This is a genomic window from Rossellomorea sp. y25 (assembly GCF_038049935.1).
Classification (GTDB): domain Bacteria; phylum Bacillota; class Bacilli; order Bacillales; family Bacillaceae_B; genus Rossellomorea.
The window spans coordinates 310,001-328,492 of record NZ_CP145886.1; the positions used below are offsets into that span (position 1 = coordinate 310,001).

The 18,492-nt window shown below is 45.2% G+C and carries 17 protein-coding genes, 2 rRNA genes and 1 riboswitch (1 of these 20 running past the window's edge); of the genes, 17 read left to right on the forward strand and 2 right to left on the reverse strand.

All coding sequences use genetic code 11. The annotated features are described in order from the left end of the window. The 17 genes from AAEM60_RS01695 to purD all read left to right on the forward strand — a co-directional run. Nucleotides 1-1,696, forward strand: a 23S ribosomal RNA gene (locus AAEM60_RS01695) (it extends 1,239 nt beyond the left edge of the window). A gap of 100 nt (nt 1,697-1,796) precedes the next feature. Then, nucleotides 1,797-1,913: ribosomal RNA gene (gene rrf / locus AAEM60_RS01700) — 5S ribosomal RNA — on the forward strand. A gap of 539 nt (nt 1,914-2,452) precedes the next feature. Next, nucleotides 2,453-3,103: a peroxiredoxin-like family protein gene (locus AAEM60_RS01705; RefSeq protein ID WP_341357269.1), complete on the forward strand. Its 651-nt coding sequence runs from the start codon at nt 2,453-2,455 to the stop codon at nt 3,101-3,103. Nucleotides 3,104-3,336: 233 nt separating this feature from the next. Then, entirely contained in the window at nt 3,337-3,888 is a 552-nt protein-coding gene (locus AAEM60_RS01710) for a DUF5698 domain-containing protein (RefSeq protein ID WP_299741305.1), read from the forward strand. Next, nucleotides 3,885-4,085: an NETI motif-containing protein gene (locus AAEM60_RS01715; protein ID WP_299741306.1), complete on the forward strand. Its 201-nt coding sequence runs from the start codon at nt 3,885-3,887 to the stop codon at nt 4,083-4,085. The genes AAEM60_RS01710 and AAEM60_RS01715 overlap by 4 nt, the downstream gene beginning before the upstream one ends. An 86-nt stretch (nt 4,086-4,171) precedes the next feature. After that, nucleotides 4,172-4,273: riboswitch (purine riboswitch) on the forward strand. Nucleotides 4,274-4,426: 153 nt separating this feature from the next. Further along, entirely contained in the window at nt 4,427-4,906 is a 480-nt protein-coding gene (gene purE, locus AAEM60_RS01720; RefSeq protein WP_299741307.1) for a 5-(carboxyamino)imidazole ribonucleotide mutase, read from the forward strand. Continuing rightward, nucleotides 4,893-6,053 (forward strand): 5-(carboxyamino)imidazole ribonucleotide synthase, encoded by a 1,161-nt coding sequence (purK, locus tag AAEM60_RS01725; RefSeq protein WP_341357270.1) that lies wholly within the window; start codon nt 4,893-4,895, stop codon nt 6,051-6,053. The genes purE and purK overlap by 14 nt, the downstream gene beginning before the upstream one ends. Continuing rightward, complete coding sequence (gene purB / locus AAEM60_RS01730; protein ID WP_299741309.1) at nt 6,050-7,348, forward strand: adenylosuccinate lyase; 1,299 nt, start codon at nt 6,050-6,052, stop codon at nt 7,346-7,348. Before purK ends, purB begins: the two co-directional genes overlap by 4 nt. Before the next feature lie 107 nt (nt 7,349-7,455). Further along, complete coding sequence (gene purC, locus AAEM60_RS01735) at nt 7,456-8,181, forward strand: phosphoribosylaminoimidazolesuccinocarboxamide synthase (protein WP_299741310.1); 726 nt, start codon at nt 7,456-7,458, stop codon at nt 8,179-8,181. Continuing rightward, nucleotides 8,169-8,423, forward strand: coding sequence for a phosphoribosylformylglycinamidine synthase subunit PurS (gene purS / locus AAEM60_RS01740; RefSeq protein ID WP_299741311.1), 255 nt, complete (start codon nt 8,169-8,171; stop codon nt 8,421-8,423). Before purC ends, purS begins: the two co-directional genes overlap by 13 nt. After that, complete coding sequence (gene purQ / locus AAEM60_RS01745) at nt 8,420-9,106, forward strand: phosphoribosylformylglycinamidine synthase subunit PurQ (RefSeq protein WP_341357271.1); 687 nt, start codon at nt 8,420-8,422, stop codon at nt 9,104-9,106. Before purS ends, purQ begins: the two co-directional genes overlap by 4 nt. After that, on the forward strand, nt 9,090-11,324 hold the full coding sequence (gene purL / locus AAEM60_RS01750) for a phosphoribosylformylglycinamidine synthase subunit PurL (RefSeq protein ID WP_299741313.1): 2,235 nt from the start codon (nt 9,090-9,092) through the stop codon (nt 11,322-11,324). Before purQ ends, purL begins: the two co-directional genes overlap by 17 nt. Beyond that, a complete protein-coding gene (gene purF, locus AAEM60_RS01755; RefSeq protein WP_299741314.1) occupies nt 11,300-12,721 on the forward strand; it encodes an amidophosphoribosyltransferase in 1,422 nt (473 codons plus the stop codon). The genes purL and purF overlap by 25 nt, the downstream gene beginning before the upstream one ends. Nucleotides 12,722-12,732: 11 nt before the next feature. After that, on the forward strand, nt 12,733-13,761 hold the full coding sequence (gene purM, locus AAEM60_RS01760; protein WP_341357960.1) for a phosphoribosylformylglycinamidine cyclo-ligase: 1,029 nt from the start codon (nt 12,733-12,735) through the stop codon (nt 13,759-13,761). Between the two features lie 36 nt (nt 13,762-13,797). Further along, a complete protein-coding gene (gene purN / locus AAEM60_RS01765) occupies nt 13,798-14,373 on the forward strand; it encodes a phosphoribosylglycinamide formyltransferase (RefSeq protein WP_299741315.1) in 576 nt (191 codons plus the stop codon). Between the two features lie 347 nt (nt 14,374-14,720). Next, nucleotides 14,721-16,256 (forward strand): bifunctional phosphoribosylaminoimidazolecarboxamide formyltransferase/IMP cyclohydrolase, encoded by a 1,536-nt coding sequence (gene purH, locus AAEM60_RS01770; RefSeq protein ID WP_299741316.1) that lies wholly within the window; start codon nt 14,721-14,723, stop codon nt 16,254-16,256. 245 nt (nt 16,257-16,501) lie between these two features. After that, nucleotides 16,502-17,776, forward strand: a complete 1,275-nt coding sequence (purD, locus tag AAEM60_RS01775; RefSeq protein ID WP_341357272.1) for a phosphoribosylamine--glycine ligase — start codon at nt 16,502-16,504, stop codon at nt 17,774-17,776. Here the strand turns inward: purD and AAEM60_RS01780 are convergent. After that, nucleotides 17,754-17,867, reverse strand: a complete 114-nt coding sequence (locus AAEM60_RS01780) for an EYxxD motif small membrane protein (RefSeq protein ID WP_324746437.1) — start codon at nt 17,865-17,867, stop codon at nt 17,754-17,756. The genes purD and AAEM60_RS01780 overlap by 23 nt on opposite strands. Before the next feature lie 166 nt (nt 17,868-18,033). After that, complete coding sequence (locus tag AAEM60_RS01785; protein ID WP_341357273.1) at nt 18,034-18,480, reverse strand: DUF2892 domain-containing protein; 447 nt, start codon at nt 18,478-18,480, stop codon at nt 18,034-18,036. Between the last annotated feature and the right edge of the window lie 12 nt (nt 18,481-18,492).

Here is an 18,492-nt window from a genome sequence, read left to right on the forward strand (position 1 = left end):
GAGCGTTCTAAGGACTGCGAAGCTAGACCGTAAGGACTGGTGGAGTGCTTAGAAGTGAGAATGCCGGTATGAGTAGCGAAAGATGGGTGAGAATCCCATCCACCGAATGCCTAAGGTTTCCTGAGGAAGGCTCGTCCGCTCAGGGTTAGTCGGGACCTAAGTCGAGGCCGATAGGCGTAGACGATGGACAACAGGTTGATATTCCTGTACCACCTCTTTTCCGTTTGAGCAATGGGGGGACGCAGGAGGATAGGGTAAGCGCACTGCTGGATATGTGCGTCTAAGCAGTTAGGCTGATGATGAGGCAAATCCCATCATCGTGAAGGCTGAGCTGTGATAGCGAGCGAATTATAGTAGCGAAGTTCCTGATTCCACACTGCCAAGAAAAGCCTCTAGCGAGGAAAAAGGTGCCCGTACCGCAAACCGACACAGGTAGGCGAGGAGAGAATCCTAAGGTGAGCGAGAGAACTCTCGTTAAGGAACTCGGCAAAATGACCCCGTAACTTCGGGAGAAGGGGTGCTCTGGTAGGGTGCAAGCCCGAGAGAGCCGCAGTGAATAGGCCCAGGCGACTGTTTAGCAAAAACACAGGTCTCTGCGAAGCCGTAAGGCGAAGTATAGGGGCTGACGCCTGCCCGGTGCTGGAAGGTTAAGAGGAGTGCTTAGCGCAAGCGAAGGTGCGAATCGAAGCCCCAGTAAACGGCGGCCGTAACTATAACGGTCCTAAGGTAGCGAAATTCCTTGTCGGGTAAGTTCCGACCCGCACGAAAGGCGTAACGATCTGGGCACTGTCTCAACGAGAGACTCGGTGAAATTATAGTACCTGTGAAGATGCAGGTTACCCGCGACAGGACGGAAAGACCCCGTGGAGCTTTACTGTAGCCTGATATTGAATTTTGGTACAGCTTGTACAGGATAGGTAGGAGCCTTGGAAGCCGGAGCGCCAGCTTCGGTGGAGGCATCGGTGGGATACTACCCTGGCTGTATTGAAATTCTAACCCGCGCCCCTTATCGGGGTGGGAGACAGTGTCAGGTGGGCAGTTTGACTGGGGCGGTCGCCTCCTAAAGAGTAACGGAGGCGCCCAAAGGTTCCCTCAGAATGGTTGGAAATCATTCGCAGAGTGTAAAGGCACAAGGGAGCTTGACTGCGAGACCTACAAGTCGAGCAGGGACGAAAGTCGGGCTTAGTGATCCGGTGGTTCCGCATGGAAGGGCCATCGCTCAACGGATAAAAGCTACCCCGGGGATAACAGGCTTATCTCCCCCAAGAGTCCACATCGACGGGGAGGTTTGGCACCTCGATGTCGGCTCATCGCATCCTGGGGCTGTAGTCGGTCCCAAGGGTTGGGCTGTTCGCCCATTAAAGCGGTACGCGAGCTGGGTTCAGAACGTCGTGAGACAGTTCGGTCCCTATCCGTCGTGGGCGCAGGAAATTTGAGAGGAGCTGTCCTTAGTACGAGAGGACCGGGATGGACGCACCGCTGGTGTACCAGTTGTCTTGCCAAAGGCATCGCTGGGTAGCTATGTGCGGAAGGGATAAGTGCTGAAAGCATCTAAGCATGAAGCCCCCCTCGAGATGAGATTTCCCATCACGTATGTGAGTAAGATCCCTAGAAGATGACTAGGTAGATAGGTCAGAGATGGAAGCATGGCGACATGTGGAGTTGACTGATACTAATCGATCGAGGACTTAACCACAAAGAGTCATTTTTAAATGAACACATTGGTCGATATTTGGCTTTCTTGACATCAATTCTTTATCTAGTTTTGAAGGAACAATCCTTCAATTGAATATTCGTCTGGTGACAATGGCGAAGAGGTCACACCCGTTCCCATGCCGAACACGGAAGTTAAGCTCTTCAGCGCCGATGGTAGTTGGGGGATCTCCCCCTGTGAGAGTAGGACGTCGCCAGGCAAATGTGAAGAAAGAGTAGCTCTTAGGGGTTACTCTTTTTTTGTTGTGTGTGAATCGATAAGTGATTTGAATTTTCCTCTCCACCTCTGTGTGGGATTGGGAGATGATTGGAAAAAGACGCATAAAATGAAAATTAGACGCAAAAACTGTCGGAAATGACGCATAAATTTAAAAAACGACGCAATAACTATCACTTCAGACGCAATCACTTAAGGTCAGAACCAAAGAACCAATGAAATAAAGGTCTCTGTCCCCAAGTCGGAAGCAAAAATTACTAAATTTTCATAGAGTCTATCCATAATTCACTCATTCTCTACTAAAACGTGTAAAAAAATCAATTCTACCATTCTGTTAACTACCAATATCACATCCTTCTTTCAAAACTTTCCAATTAAACCCCAAATTCAAAACCAACTAAAAAACCTAAGTCATGAACATCCCCCCATCCCAATCGACCAACATACCCAGCCAAGCACATCGCTTTTCTTTCTAATGGATCCCTCTTATACTATATACAAGTTCTAAAGGAGGTAATTCACATGACAACTACTAACATGCGTGAACAATACAATGAATACATCTCAAAATTCAAAGAGAAAACTCCTCAGGAAATCCAGGATATGATGGGAAAAGCGATTGAAGAGCTGGCGAAGTCTGATGATGGTAAAGGTCTCCGTGCAGGGGAGAAAGCACCAAATTTCACATTACCTGACGCGACAGGCAAAGAGATTCAACTGGAAGATATGCTTAAGAAGGGTCCAGTTATCCTTACATTCTACCGTGGCGGATGGTGCCCATATTGCAATATGGAGCTGCGTGCATACCAACAGCTGATGGAAGACATTAAAGAAGCGGGTGCTGAACTGATTGCTGTTAGTCCACAAACACCGGATGCATCCCTTTCTACAAAAGAAAAGAATGAGCTTGATTACGTTGTTTTAAGCGATGAAGGAAATAAAGTGGCAGATGAATATAAGCTTGTTTATAAGCTTCCTCCTTACTTAGTAGAGATATACAAAGGCAAAGGTCTGGATCTGGAGAAAGCGAATGACAGTGATTCATGGACGCTTCCTGTTTCAGCAACGTATATTATTAAGCAGGACGGAACGATTGCTTACGAATACACAAAAGCCGATTATAAAGATCGTGTGGAACCTTCTGAGGTTGTTGAGAAGTTAAAATCGTTATAATCCAAAGCAAGACGGCTTTATGGCTGCGATGACACGCTGCCATAAAGCCGTTTTTTGTTTTAATCAGGTCAAAATAGGAAAGACACAAAGTAGGAGATCAGATTTTCTAGAAATTGTCATCGGGAAATCATTCGTAATTTTTCTTGAAGTGGTTCATATTATGGAATTTTTCTAGTAAAATAGGAACTTAATTTGAGCATACTACAAGTAGTAGTGGAGAGAGGAGCATCTTGGTGTTAGACAATAGTTTTGTGATGGTAGCGATTATTTTGATCATCAATGTTGTATACGTATCCTTTTTTACGATCAGAATGATTTTGACGTTAAAGGGTTATCGATATATTGCTGCTTTTGTTAGTACATTTGAAGTAGTGATTTATGTTGTGGGTCTAGGGCTGGTTCTGGACAATTTGAATGAGATTCAGAATCTGATTGCGTATGCGGTCGGTTATGGCCTCGGGGTGATTGTAGGGATGAAAATCGAAGAGAAGCTTGCGCTTGGCTATATTACGGTCAATGTGATTACGAAAGAATATGATAAGGCCCTTCCGAATGAACTCCGTGCAAGGGGCTACGGGGTCACGAACTGGGAAGCCAATGGACTGGAAGGAAACCGGATGGCCCTGCAGATCCTGACTCCGCGAAAGTATGAGATGAAGCTGTATAATACAATTAAAGAGCTTGACCCAAAGGCATTTATCATTGCGTATGAACCGAAAGCGATTCACGGAGGGTTCTGGGTGAAGACAGTCCGAAATATTCGTAAAGGAAAAATAAAAGAATGAGTAAAAAGAAATTATTATTTGAAGTACAAGAAAACGAGAAGATTGCGGATTGTTTAGACCGTATGAAAGAAATGGGTTATATACCGGTAAGACGGATGGAAAAACCTGTGTTTGAAGAACAAAAAGATGGAAAGAAAACAGAGTATGTCCCTATTAAACAGACAATTGTCTTCGAGGGGAAGAAGATTGAAGAGTAAACGCTTCAAATCCGAACATTAATTTTCAGACTTTTATTATCGTTCGATTATTCGTTGACAGAGCCTCTATATCACGTTATGATGGAGACAAATAAACCGAATACCCTCATATAATAATGGGAATATGGCCCATGAGTTTCTACCTGACTACCTTAAATGGTCGGACTATGAGGGAAAGTAGCTGTCTGGATACGAGCTCGTTTGTGGACCCTATCGGATAAAACGGGACCATTCTCTGTAAAATACCCAGATCAATTGCTTTCTCTCAAAAAGTAGAGAACAATTGATCTGGGTATTTTTTGTTAAGAGGGATTAAACTAGGGGAGGTGCCTGTCACCATTATGATATCAGTAATCATGGGAAGTACATCGGACTGGGAGACAATGAAGCATGCGTGTGAGGTATTGGAAGAGTTAGAGATTCCGTTTGAGAAACGAGTTGTATCGGCTCACAGGACACCCGATTATATGTTTGAGTTTGCGGAAGGTGCAAGAGCTCGCGGAGTGAAGGTCATTATTGCAGGTGCAGGCGGGGCTGCTCATCTGCCGGGAATGGTGGCTGCGAAGACCACATTGCCTGTGATCGGGGTACCGGTTCAGTCTAAGGCCTTGAACGGAATGGATTCACTGTTGTCGATCGTGCAGATGCCGGGCGGCGTTCCGGTGGCGACGGTGGCGATCGGGAAGGCAGGAGCTACCAACGCAGGACTCCTTGCCGCACAGATTCTTTCGATAGAAAATACAGAGTTGGCTGCAACTTTGGAAAATAGAAGAGATGCACTACGGGAAAAAGTGATGGAAAGCAGTGATGACCTTGAATAAAAAAACGATTTTACCAGGACAGATGATCGGGATCATCGGCGGAGGACAGCTTGGACGAATGATGGCCCTTGCTGCGAAACAAAATGGCTTTCGTGTGGCCGTTTTAGATCCGGCACCACAATCACCATGTGCCCAAGTGGCAGATCTTGTGATCACGGCCGGTTTTGACCAATATGATGCCCTTTATAGATTGGCAGAAGAGTGTGACGTAATCACATATGAATTTGAAAACATCGATTATGAAGCACTTAAATGGTTGTCGGAGCGTGCCTTTTTACCTCAAGGGGCAGAGCTCATCCGCATTACACAGGATCGCATCATGGAAAAGGAAGCCCTTACACTTGCAGGGGTGAAAGTAGCTCCTTATGCTGTGATTAAACAACAACAGGATATCTATGATAATATAGAAAAGCTTGGCTATCCAGTGGTTCTGAAAACATCAAGAGGTGGTTATGACGGGAAAGGACAGTATGTGATCCGTGAAGAGAGCGGGATAGAAGAAGCCGCTGCTTTATTGGAGAACGGTCCATGTGTGTTAGAGAAATGGATACCTTTTGAAAAAGAATTATCCGTCATCGTGACACGAAATCCCGATGGACAACAAACCAACTTCCCGGTAGTGGAAAATATTCATGTGGATAATATCTTACATGAAACGATTGCGCCGGCAAGGGTGAGTGAAGAAGTAGCAGATAATGCGATCGAGATGGCGAAGAGAATCAGTGAGACTCTTGATCTAGTCGGAACTCTGGCCATTGAAATGTTCCTGACGGAGGGTGGAGACATCTATATCAATGAGCTGGCTCCAAGACCTCATAATTCCGGTCACTACTCAATTGAAGCGTGCGACTTCTCACAATTCGCCCAACATATCAAAGCTGTTTGTAACTGGCCGCTTGTTCAACCAACCTTATTAAAGGACGCTGTGATGGTTAACCTATTAGGAGAGCATATCGAGCCTATTATGAAGGCTGTTCCAAAGCATCCAGACTGGTTTATTCATCTTTACGGCAAGGATGTACCAAAGCCGAAACGTAAGATGGGGCATGTCACTCTTTTAACAAATGATATTGAAGAGACCTTGATGAACATAAACGAAGCTGGAATTTGGAAGGTTCAAGAGAAGATCGGAGGACGACTGGTATGATAGAACGTTATACACGCCCTGAAATGGGAGCAATTTGGACAGAGGAAAATCGTTTTCAAGCATGGCTTGAAGTAGAAATTTTGGCTTGTGAAGCGTGGGCTGAAATCGGGGACATTCCGAAAGAGGATGTTGCGAAGATTCGTGAGAACGCGGGATTCAATGTAGATCGCATTAAGGAAATAGAAGAAGAAACGCGACACGATGTTGTAGCTTTCACCAGAGCGGTTTCTGAAACCCTCGGAGAAGAAAGAAAATGGGTTCATTACGGATTGACTTCTACTGACGTAGTGGATACGGCACTTTCTTATCAATTAAAGCAGGCCAATGACATCATTCTAAAAGACTTAGAGCGATTCGTAGAAATTTTAAAGAACAAAGCGATCGAGCACAAACATACGGTCATGATGGGCCGTACGCACGGAGTTCATGCTGAGCCGACTACTTTCGGTTTGAAGCTCGCCCTTTGGTATGAAGAAATGAAGCGTAATGTTGAACGTTTCAAAGCAGCGGCAGATGGAGTGGAATTCGGTAAGATTTCCGGTGCAGTTGGAACGTATGCGAATATCGATCCATTTGTAGAATCGTATGTGTGTGAAAAACTTGGCATTAAGCCGGCACCAGTTTCAACACAAACACTTCAGCGTGATCGTCATGCTCATTACATGGGGATACTTGCCCTGATCGCGACTTCGATCGAAAAATTTGCCGTTGAGGTCCGTGGTCTTCAAAAGAGTGAAACCCGTGAGGTGGAAGAGTTCTTCGCAAAAGGTCAAAAAGGATCATCGGCCATGCCTCATAAACGTAACCCGATCGGTTCAGAGAATATGACGGGAATGGCTCGTGTAATCAGAGGCTACATGCTGACAGCTTATGAAAACGTGCCTCTATGGCATGAGCGTGATATCTCTCACTCATCAGCGGAGCGTGTAATCCTGCCGGATGCGACGATTGCTCTTAATTACATGCTGAACCGTTTTGGGAATATCATCAAGAACTTGACGGTCTTCCCGGAGAATATGCAGCGCAATATGGATCGTACGCTTGGCTTGATCTACTCTCAACGTGTTCTTTTGGCCCTTATCGATAAAGGGATGACACGTGAAGAAGCGTATGATACGGTTCAGCCGAAAGCGATGGAGGCATGGGAGAAGCAAGTGGCATTCCGTTCCTTGATTGAAGAAGACGACACGATTACGTCAAAGCTTTCTCCAGCGGACATTGATGATTGTTTCGATTACAATTATCATTTGAAGCATGTGGATACGATTTTTGAACGTTGCGGCTTGGTAGAATAAGTCCTTCTGATAATTGAATAGGGCAGGGGTTTTAGCAGAATCCCTCCCTTTTTTTATGGAAATATAGACTGAAGATTGGCAATATTACGTTAACAGGGGGATTTCATATGGAAAAAGGGACACTTTTATATGAAGGCAAAGCGAAACAAATCTTTGCAACACAGGATGAAGATGTTGTTTGGATTCAATATAAGAATTCCGCCACTGCTTTTAACGGGGAGAAAAAAGCGGACATCGACGGCAAAGGGGTTTTAAATAATAAGATTTCGAGCTTGCTATTTTCAAAGCTTGCTGAAAAAGGGATACAGAGTCACTTTATTAAACAGTTATCGGATTATGAGCAGCTGGTCAAACGTGTACGTATCATCCCGCTTGAAGTCGTGGTTCGCAATGTGATTGCGGGAAGCCTTTCGAAGCGACTCGGTAAAGAAGAGGGAACCCCACTTCAGAAGCCGATCATCGAATTTTACTATAAGGATGATGATCTGGGTGACCCACTCATAACGGATGATCACATTGATTTCCTGGAGATTGCTTCACGGGAAGAACGCGCTGAGATAAGAGAAATGGCTCTTGGAGTAAATGAGGTCCTTCAAGGGATTTTCAAAGAAGTGGGAGTCACACTTGTCGATTTCAAATTAGAGTTTGGGAAAGATCGTAACGGTTCAATTTTATTAGGGGATGAAATATCGCCTGACACATGCCGTTTATGGGATGCAGAGACCAACCAAAAGCTGGATAAAGATGTTTTCAGAAGAGATTTAGGCAGTTTAACAGAAGTATATTCAATTATTTTAGAACGCTTAGGAGGAAACAAGCTATGTACAAAGTAAAAGTTTATATCACATTAAGAGAAAGTGTATTGGACCCTCAAGGAAGTGCTGTTAAACATGCGTTACATTCAATGGAATTCAAGGCTGTTGAAGATGTGCGCGTCGGTAAGTATATGGAGCTTACTCTTCCATCTTCTGTGGAAAACGTGGAGGCTGCGGTTGAAGAAATGTGTCACCGACTACTCGCAAACCCTGTCATTGAGGATTATCGATATGAAATCGAGGAGAGTGTGGCTCAATGAAGTTTGCAGTGATTGTATTCCCAGGTTCTAACTGTGACATCGATATGTACCATGCGATTAAAGACGAAATCGGCGAAGAAGTCGAATACGTTTGGCACGATGCTGATAATCTGGAAAACTATGATGCTATTCTATTACCAGGCGGATTCTCTTACGGGGATTACCTTCGTTCAGGTGCGATTGCCCGCTTCTCAAACGTCATGAAAGAGGTCGTGAAAGCGGCGGAGCAAGGAAAGCCGGTTTTAGGTGTATGTAACGGATTTCAGATTTTACTAGAAACAGGCTTACTTCCGGGAGCTATGCGCAGAAATGATAGCTTGAAGTTCATTTGTAAAACCTTTCCGTTGACGGTAGAGAACAATGAAACGATGTTTACGAATGGTTATGAAAAGAATGAAGTAATCCAAATTCCGATAGCACACGGAGAAGGAAATTACTTCTGTGATGAAGATACGATGAACACTCTTAAGGAAAACAACCAAATTGTTTTCACGTATAGTGATGAAAATCCCAACGGTAGTGTGGAGAACATTGCGGGGATTACAAATGAGGCTGGAAATGTCCTCGGTATGATGCCTCATCCGGAACGGGCCATGGACACTTTATTAGGTAGTGAAGACGGGAAGAAACTATTTCAATCGATTGTGAAACACTGGAGGGAAAAACATGTCGTTAATGCTTGAACCAACTTCAACAAAAGTGAAAGAAGAACAGCTTTATCGTGAGATGGGTTTAACAGACGAAGAATTTTCAATGGTGGAAAACATCCTGGGAAGAACACCGAACTACACAGAGACCGGGCTTTTCTCTGTTATGTGGTCAGAGCATTGCAGCTATAAAAATTCGAAACCTGTACTTATGAAATTTCCAACGACAGGTGAAAGGGTTCTTCAAGGACCTGGAGAAGGAGCTGGAATTGTTGATATTGGCGATGATCAAGCAGTGGTGTTCAAAATCGAGAGTCACAATCATCCGTCAGCCATCGAGCCTTTCCAAGGAGCGGCAACGGGTGTCGGGGGTATTATACGAGACGTATTCTCGATGGGGGCAAGACCTATCGCACTCCTCAACTCTTTACGCTTTGGAGAGCTGGATTCTCCTCGTGTTCAGTATCTATTTAAAGAAGTCGTAGCAGGTATTGCCGGGTATGGAAACTGTATCGGGATCCCAACGGTAGGAGGGGAAGTTCAATTTGATGCCTCTTACGAAGGAAATCCACTTGTAAACGCCATGTGTGTCGGTTTGATTGATCATAAAGATATTAAAAAAGGTCAGGCCCATGGTGTTGGTAACACGGTGATGTATGTCGGGGCGAAAACAGGGCGTGATGGAATTCACGGAGCCACCTTCGCATCCGAGGAATTAAATGAAGGGTCAGAAGAGAAGCGCCCGGCGGTTCAAGTGGGAGATCCATTCATGGAAAAATTACTTCTTGAAGCGTGTCTTGAACTCGTTCAGAACGATGCCCTTGTTGGTATACAAGATATGGGAGCGGCTGGTCTTACAAGTTCATCAGCTGAAATGGCAAGTAAAGCGGGATCCGGGATCGAAATGAATCTTGACCTTGTCCCGCAGCGCGAAAGAGGCATGACGGCATATGAAATGATGCTTTCAGAATCCCAGGAGCGTATGCTGATCGTCGTTGAAAAAGGACGTGAGCAAGAAATCGTTGATCTTTTTTCAAAATATGACTTAGAGGCAGTTTCGATCGGTAAAGTAACGGATGATAAGCGTCTACGTCTTCTTCATAAAGGGGAAGTCGTGGCGGATGTGCCGGTAGATGCACTTGCTGAGGAAGCACCGGTTTATCATAAGCCATCTCAAGAAGCGGCTTACTACAAAGAGTTTCAAGCAATGGAAACAGTATCTCCAAAAGTAGACGATTATAAAGAAACCCTTAAGGCGCTCTTGCAGCAGCCGACGATTGCGAGTAAAGAATGGGTTTACGATCAATATGATCATCAAGTAAGAACAAGTACGGTTGTAAGTCCGGGTTCTGATGCAGCGGTTGTACGGGTACGCGGCACTAGAAAAGCCCTTGCCATGACAACGGATTGTAATTCCCGTTACCTTTACCTGGATCCGGAGGTCGGAGGAAAGATTGCGGTAGCTGAAGCGGCACGTAATATCGTTTGTTCAGGAGCGATTCCACTGGCGATTACGGACTGCTTAAACTTCGGGAATCCAGAGAAACCGGAAATCTTCTGGCAGATTGAAAAATCAGTTGACGGAATGAGTGAGGCGTGCCGTGAGCTATCGACTCCTGTCATCGGTGGAAATGTATCCCTTTATAACGAATCAATGGGTACTGCCGTTTATCCAACTCCGGTAGTTGGAATGGTTGGATTGATTGAAGACGTCGACCATATTACTACACAAAGCTTTAAGGAAGCTGGAGATTATATCTTTGTCATTGGTGAAACCCATGAAGAGTTTGGCGGAAGTGAGCTTCAAAAGCTGACTGAAGGAAAAATCTTCGGTAAGGCACCGAAAATTGACTTGAAAACGGAGCTTCGTCGTCAAATGCAGCTTTTAGAAGCGATTCAAAAAGGTCTTGTGGCATCGGCCCATGATATCGCTGAAGGTGGTTTCGCCGTCGCTCTTGCAGAATCCACGTTTGGAACAAATGGATTAGGAGCAAAAGTAGAGCTTTCGGGAGAAAACAATATAGCGGACCTTTTCAGTGAAACACAATCACGTTTCATCGTTTCAGTTAAACCTGAAAACAAAGACGAGTTCGAGAAGCTTGTTCCGGATGCCAAGGCAGTAGGAAACGTAGCAGATCATGAATCAATTACGGTGTCATCAGGAAATGGAGAAATCATCTTACAAGCTTCAGTTGAGGAATTAGAGTCAGCTTGGAAAGGAGCCATCCCATGCCTGCTGAAATCAAAGGCTTAAACGAAGAATGTGGAGTGTTTGGCATTTGGGGACATCCTAATGCCGCACAAATTACGTATTATGGACTTCATAGTTTACAGCATAGGGGACAAGAGGGAACAGGGATCGTCGTTTCTGACGGTGACAAGTTACGTTGCTTAAAAGGGGAAGGCCTCGTAACGGAAGTGTTCCAGGAGGGTACCATCGAGAAGCTTGATGGGGATGCAGCCATCGGTCATGTACGATATGCGACTGCTGGGGGCGGAGGCTATGAAAATGTTCAGCCTCTTCTTTTCAACTCCCAGAATGGCAGCCTTGCTCTTGCCCATAATGGAAATCTAGTCAATGCGAACGCCTTGAAGCATCAGCTTGAAGGACAGGGGAGTATTTTTCAAACAAGCTCGGATACAGAAGTGTTAGCTCACTTGATTAAAAGAAGCGGCTATTTCAACTTGAAGGACCGCGTGAAAAATGCGCTGACCATGTTGAAGGGCGCCTATGCATTTGTGGTGATGACGGAAACAGAAATGATGGTGGCCCTGGATCCGCACGGTCTACGCCCACTATCACTTGGTAAGCTTGGGGATGCTTACTGTGTTGCGTCAGAAACATGTGCCTTTGATATCGTGGGGGCTGAATTTGTACGGGATATCGAGCCCGGGGAGCTTGTGATCATCAATGATGAGGGAATGACCTCAGAACGGTTCAGTTTTTCAGGTGGGAATGCGATGTGTACGATGGAATACGTATACTTCTCAAGACCTGACAGCAACATTCAAGGAATCAATGTCCATTCCGCCAGAAAAAGAATGGGAATGGAACTAGCGAAAGAAGCGCCGATTGAAGCGGATGTTGTAACGGGTGTACCTGACTCCAGCATCTCCAGTGCGATCGGCTATGCAGAAGCATCAGGAATTCCGTACGAATTAGGCCTTATTAAGAACCGTTATGTAGGTCGCACGTTTATCCAGCCTTCTCAATCTCTTCGTGAGCAGGGAGTGAAGATGAAGCTTTCGCCAGTCAGAGGAGTGGTAGAAGGGAAACGTGTGGTAATGGTAGATGATTCGATCGTACGCGGAACAACAAGTAGACGAATCGTCAGCATGCTGAAAGAAGCCGGAGCCAAGGAAGTTCATGTGTGCATCAGTTCGCCGCCCATCAAGAACCCTTGCTTCTACGGGATTGATACGTCGACTCATGAAGAGCTGATCGCTTCTTCCAATTCAGTGGAGGAAATGCGCCAGATCATCGGAGCCGACTCCCTGACCTTCTTGAGTACAGATGGTGTGTTAAAAGCGATTGACCGAAATGATTCGTCAGAGAATCGCGGTCAATGCTTGGCTTGCTTTACAGGGAAGTATCCAACCGAAATCTACCCGGATACACTTCATCCACATGAAAAAGAGTTAGTGAAATAGGGGGAATCATGATGGCAAACGCGTATCGTCAAGCAGGAGTAGATATAGAAGCGGGATACGAATCAGTCGACCGCATCAAAAAGCATGTGAAAAGAACAGCTCGAGAAGGGGTTCTTGGTCAATTAGGCAGCTTTGGCGGAATGTTCGATTTATCTCCTTTGAATTTAAAAGAGCCTGTTCTTGTATCAGGTACGGATGGAGTCGGAACGAAGCTGAAGCTTGCGTTCATGGCAGATAAGCACGATACGATCGGGATTGATTGTGTGGCCATGTGTGTGAATGACATTGTCGTTCAGGGGGCGGAACCCCTGTATTTCTTAGATTATATAGCGACTGGAAAAGCAATTCCAGAGAAGATAGAAGGTATTGTAAAGGGTATTGCGGACGGATGTGAAATGGCTGGCTGTGCGCTGATCGGTGGCGAAACTGCCGAGATGCCTGGTATGTATTCTGACGAAGAATATGATATCGCCGGCTTTGCAGTAGGGGCTTGTGAAAAAAAAGAGATCATAACAGGTGAAAAAATTTCTGAAGGAAATGTGTTAGTCGGACTGGGTTCCAGTGGTATACACAGTAATGGGTACTCTTTAGTACGAAAAGTATTCTTCGAAGATCAGTCGTTCTCTTTGGAAGAAACATTACCAGAGCTTGGAACCACACTAAAAGAAGCGTTACTGACACCAACCAAGATTTACGTGAAACCAGTGTTAGCTGCACTGAAGCAATTCTCCATCAAGGGGATGTCCCATATTACAGGCGGAGGCTTCATTGAAAATATCCCACGGATGCTGCCGGATCATTTGCAAGCAGACATTACAGAAGGAAGCTGGGATATCCCAAGTATTTTCACGGCCATTGAGCACTATGGGGAAATTCCCCGCAGCGAAATGTACAACATATTTAATATGGGAATTGGATTTGTGTTAGCGGTTGAAGAAAAGGAAGCAGAAGACATTCTTCAATTCTTCAACGAACAGGGTGAAGAAGCCTTTATCATCGGACGTGTGACCAGTGGAACCGGGGTACGTTTCGTTCGTTGAAATGAAGGGTGAGTAAGTCAATATCGGGGGCGAGTCATGAGACAGATTGCCATTTTTGCATCAGGAAGCGGAAGTAATTTTCAAGCATTGGTAGATGCTGTTCAAGGTGGAACACTGAAAGCGAATATTAAACTTCTTGTATGTGATCAGCCGGGAGCGTTCGTTATTCAACGCGCCCAATCAGCAGGTATCCCTGTTTTCATTTTTAGGGCGAAAGATTATGAAAACAAGCAGGCGTTTGAACAGGAAATCCTAAATGAGCTGGCTCATTTGGGTGTTGATTTTATTGTATTAGCAGGGTATATGAGATTGATTGGCCCTACCTTATTGGAAAGCTTCGGAGGACGGATCGTGAATATCCACCCTTCCCTTCTTCCATCCTTTCCGGGAAAAGATGCCATCGGTCAAGCCATCGATGGGGGAGTGAAGATCACCGGCGTCACCATTCACTATGTAGACGCTGGAATGGATACAGGCGAAATCATCGCACAGGAAATCGTCCGGGTGACAACAGGCGAAACCAAACAATCACTCCAGGACAAAATCCAGCACGTCGAGCACCACCTATACCCAACTACCCTCAACCACCTCTTCCTCACCACAGGCCACTAAAGGTGTAGAGTGAAAAGGGATTGCTTTATCGTGGTAGTGTGGTAAAGTGTTGAGGGACGGACCTTGGGTTTGATTTCATTATAAGGAATGGGTGGAGCAGTGATAGCGTGGGCATACGGTCAGGGTTGGGTGCGTTATTTGCAATTTGGCACAACAAAAGCTGAAAGTGGCACAACATTCCCCAATCCGGGTGGAATGGAGTAAACAAAACAGCCCAGATAAACCGTTTCATAAACCCCGCCCCGCCTTTCCACCCTTTTATTTTATGAAAGCCCTCTAATCAATCTCCAATTTAAGAAAATAATGAAATAAAATCAGCATTACAGCAGGCAGAGGAGGATCAGACATTGAAAAAGAGAGCATTGATCAGTGTTTCAGATAAAAGCGGAGTCATCGAATTTGCTAAAGAATTAAAGTCACTCGGGTACGAGATCATTTCTACAGGTGGAACAAAAAAGCTTCTTCTGGAAAGTGACGTTGACGTTATGGGAGTTGAAGAAGTAACAGGTTTTCCTGAAATTTTAGAAGGCCGTGTGAAGACCCTTCATCCTAATATCCACGGTGGGCTACTTGCGAAACGCGGGGAAGAAAGCCATCGCCAGCAGCTTCAGGAGCAAGGAATCGAAGGAATCGACCTGGTATGTGTCAACCTTTATCCGTTTCAACAAACCATCGCTAAACCGAATGTCGGCGTAGAAGAAGCAATCGAGAATATCGATATCGGCGGTCCAACGATGCTGCGAGCGGCAGCAAAAAATCATCAATACGTAACGGTGGTAGTCGATGCGCTGGACTACGATGAAGTCATCAATGACTTGAAGCTGCAAGGGGAATTATCATTAGAAAAACGCCGCAAGCTGGCGGCTAAGGTGTTCCGTCATACGGCAGCTTATGATGCATTTATCGCTGAGTACATGACTGACATTTCAGGTGAAGAAAACCCGGAGCGCTTTACAAGAACGTACGAGTTAAAACAGACGTTGCGCTATGGGGAAAACCCTCATCAGCAGGCCTCTTTCTACCGTGCACCACTTGGCTCTGAATTCTCTGTAGCCATGGCAAGACAGCTTCACGGAAAAGAGCTCTCTTATAATAATATCAATGACGCGAATGCGGCTCTTCAAATTGTGAAAGAGTTTACGGAACCAGCGGCAGTCGCTGTAAAGCATATGAATCCATGTGGTGTTGGAGTAGGTACGACGATTTATGAAGCCTTCTCTAAAGCCTATGAAGCCGATTCTACTTCTATTTTTGGTGGAATCGTGGCACTGAACCGTATCGTGGATGAAGAAACGGCCAAGCAGCTTCATGAAATTTTCTTGGAGATTGTCATTGCTCCTGCTTTTAGCGATGAAGCATTTGAGATTCTTTCAAGCAAGAAGAATATCCGTTTATTAACGGTTCCATTTGAATCCACAAACAAAATGGAACGTAAATTGACAACCGTTGAAGGTGGATTGCTTGTTCAGGCGGATGACACATTTACCCTTGATGATGCTGATCTGAGAGTGGTAACAAAACGTCAGCCAACAGAAGCAGAGTGGGCAAGCATGAAATTAGGTTGGAAAGTTGTTAAGCACGTGAAATCCAACGCAATCGTTGTAACGGATGCTCACATGACAGTGGGAGTCGGGGCAGGTCAAATGAACCGCGTAGGAGCTGCAAATATTGCCTTGGAGCAAGCAGGCGAAAAAGCAAAAGGAGCAGCGATGGCATCTGACGCCTTCTTCCCAATGGACGACACCGTAGAAGCAGCAGCCAAAGCAGGCATAACAGCCATCATCCAGCCAGGAGGCTCCATCCGGGACGAAGACTCCATCAAAAAAGCCGACCAATACGGCATCACCATGGTCTTCACCGGAATCCGCCACTTCAAACATTAATTTGAGGGACGGACCTCCCTTATAGAAAGAAGCTTTTGTGAAATTACCGTATAAACCATGTGGGGGAACGATTTGTTGGGAACTGGGTGATTAGTCAGAGAGTGGGCAGAGGGACGGACCTCGGCCAAGCTCATACCCATTACCATATCTCTACCCCCGCCTAACCATAGATCCATTCCACATACAACCTCTCCTCATCTTCAACTCTGGTAGGAGAGGTTTTCTTAAAAAGGGGGCTTTTCAAGATGAAAGTACTTGTTATCGGTCGCGGTGGTCGTGAGCATGCCATATGTAAGAAGTTAGCGGAAAGTGAAAGTGTGACAGAGGTGTTTTGCGCACCTGGGAACGCAGGGATTGCCGGTGTTGCTACAAATCTTCCTTATAGTGAATCCAATGTGAGTGAATTAATCGCTTTTGCAAAAAGCGAGAACGTTGCTTATACCTTTGTTGGACCTGAAAATCCATTATTGGATGGAATCGTTAACAGCTTCCAAGCTGAAGGTCTGCAAATTTTTGGCCCGACCAAAGAAGCCGCCATCATAGAAGGAAGCAAATCTTTTTCTAAGGATTTAATGAAAAAATATAGCATTCCTACGGCAAGATATGAGGTATTCACAAGTGTTGAGAAAGCAATCGAATATGTAAAAGAAGTTGGCGCACCTATAGTCGTGAAGGCGGATGGGTTGGCAGCAGGCAAGGGTGTAGTAGTTGCTGAAACGGAAGAAGAAGCGATTGGTGCATTGGAAGAAATGCTTCTTGATGAAAAATTTGGAGATGCTTCTTCTAAAGTGGTAGTGGAAGAGTGTCTGTTTGGGGAAGAGTTTTCTTTAATGGCCTTTGTAAATGGTGAATCCGTTTATCCGATGGTGATTGCACAAGACCATAAGCGAGCCTTTGATGGTGATCAAGGACCGAATACAGGCGGAATGGGTGCGTATTCCCCGGTTCCTCATATTTCGGACGAAGTCGTGCAAGAAGCGATTTCAACTGTTCTTTATCCTACGGCTCAAGCGATGGTAAAGGAGAAACGTCCGTTTACCGGCATTCTGTATGCAGGTCTAATGTTCACAAATGAGGGCCCAAAGGTCATCGAATTCAATGCCCGGTTTGGCGATCCGGAAACACAGGTGGTACTGCCGCGTTTAACTTCTGATTTCGGTCTCGTTGTAAAGAACATGATCGAAGGAAAGCCTGTGCAATTAGAATGGTCAGATGAAGCAGTTCTTGGAGTCGTTTTGGCGGCAGATGGTTATCCCGGTAAATATGAAAAAGGGATTGCCATCCCAAATCTTAATCAGTCATTAAAAGAAGGAACCCTTGTGTACCACGCTGGAACTGAGTTAGATGATAAAGGTGCCCTCGTTTCAAATGGTGGAAGAGTGTTACTTGTAGCTTCCTCTGCCGCTTCCGTTGAAGAAGCGCAGGCTAAAGTGTATAAAGAATTAAATAAGGTAGAATTTAATGGATTGTTCTATAGAAGTGACATCGGGAAGAAAGCTATCGAACACGTCTCTTCCTAGTTCTGCGAACATAAACAAAAGCAATGGCAATAATGCCGCCAATCAGGGAAAACAACACATACGACATATCCGTTAAATACTCCCAAAACATAAATAACAACTCCTTATTAATAAAAATATATTAAATCAAGAGTGCCAGGTCCTACCCCATTTAAGGGACGGACCTCGGCACTCTTGCCATTATTGGAATTCAAAGGCGGAATTCAGTTCAGGTAAACATGCCTTTGAATTGGGAAAGGGAGGGAGAGGTCCGTCCCTCAGCGGAGGTCCTTCCCTTCCACATTATCGCCATTTAGTGCTGCTTGGACTTCTTTGTTGGTGAGTTCTTCGGGATTGAAGTTGGATTCTTTTTTTGTATTGTCGAGCGGGTCTTGTTTGTGTTCGTTTGCTTGATGGTGATCTTGGTGACCTGTTGATTTGTCGGATTTCAGCATGTCTTTAAAGTTCATCATATCCTTGGCTTTGAATCCGGCAAATCCTCCGCTTCCGCCATTTCCCTCTGCGCCTTTTTCAAATAAGGCTGTAACAGGGCAGTAGCGCAGAATTCCTTCTCCTACTTTCATGGCGCCAATCACAGCCATCACGAGATAAGAGTCTCTCCAAGGACGTCTCGCAAGCTTTGATGTGCTCCAAGCCAGAATCGTGAAACCAACGGTGATGCGGATCAGGGCATTGATAATGCCGATGTTTGATGATACTTTCATTTGTAAACTCCT